This window comes from Spirosoma utsteinense (assembly GCF_014282275.1).
Lineage (GTDB): Bacteria > Bacteroidota > Bacteroidia > Cytophagales > Spirosomataceae > Spirosoma > Spirosoma utsteinense.
In genome coordinates, this window is sequence record NZ_VFIA01000138.1 from 1 (window position 1) to 1,261 (window position 1,261).

The following is a 1,261-nucleotide window of genomic DNA, read 5'->3' on the forward strand; positions in this document are numbered from 1 at the left end:
GGATTTCTATGGTCTATGCAATGGAAAGGGAATAAAATTTGTCATATTTTTCCCCGCGTCTAACCACTGCATACACGCGATGAATTAGCTTGTTACGGACCGCATTGATCACCGACATCTTACTTTTGCCGTCGCCCACTTTTCGTTGGTAGTAGTCCCGCAGTTCACCTTTGACCCGAATGGCAGAAATAGCGCCCAAATGAAACAAGCTCTTGAGACGTTTGCGGGCGTGCTGGCTAACGCCAGGGCGACTTCGAATACTGGTGCCGGATTTGTATTCAAAGGGAGCGACCCCAGCATGACAAGCCATCTGTTTGGGGTCAGTGATTGTCTTTAATTCATTAGTGGCTATGACTACCTCAGTGGCGGTGGCTACGCCAACACCTGGGACAGAGGTGATTAGGCTGAAAAGCTCTTTGAGCTGGCAGTCTTCCTCGATGAGTTTGTCAATTGCTTTGTCGATTGCCTTACGATCCTTTTCCAAAGCCGCTAGAGAGGCTTTACAGCTTTTCAGCAGCTGCTTTTGTAAAGTAGAGTTGACAAAGCTTTGTTGTTCTGTCAAAGGATTCGCCAACTGATTGTAAACCTGAATTAATCGTTGACGAGCGGCACTTAGGAAAGCTAATTGTTGAATAACAGGGCGAGGAGGTTGCCATAACCGCATTCGATCCCGGAACCTAAAAGCGTACTCAGCAATTCGTTGTGCATCAATGGTGTCAGTTTTACCGCGTTGTAGACCGCCTGCTCTCTTGATCTGTAAACTACCTTCTAACCAAATAGGTAATTTTAGTCGATACAGGAAATCCAACAGATGTGCGTTGTACAGTCCCGTGTGTTCCATGCAAAAGATCACCTGTTTGCTATTCCAGCCAGGTAAGCCTTTCAACAAACGAAGCACAGTTTTGATACCTGCTACTGAATTAGCTGAATGGGTCTGCAATACAATACTTTTCCCATCAAAGACGGCCCAATCCAACGTGCCTTTGGCGATGTCAACACCAATGAAGTACTGAATGTCCATGGTAAGTCGTAATTTAGGATTGAAGATGATTTCCCTTGCCTTGTTGTTCGATACCTTACTACTGGGCCCCAACGCCCTCATTTCTATGCGAACCTTGGCAAGTAAAGAGCAGAGCGGGTCCTGAATCCACCCATTGGTCGTTAGCCTGGCCGGAATGCCATAGGGAAGCCCGCTCTGTTTTCTTTTTGGGTAAGCTACTTAAATCTGGGATTCTTACCACACCACAAACCTAAAGGCCGG

Annotated in this window: 1 protein-coding gene; it reads right to left on the reverse strand. The window is 46.6% G+C overall.

The features are described from left to right. Positions 1-13: 13 nt before the first annotated feature. The gene (locus tag FH603_RS28090; RefSeq protein ID WP_186742674.1) at positions 14-1,021 is read right to left on the reverse strand and encodes an IS110 family RNA-guided transposase; all 1,008 of its coding nucleotides are present in this window, start codon (positions 1,019-1,021) and stop codon (positions 14-16) included. Positions 1,022-1,261: the final 240 nt, after the last annotated feature.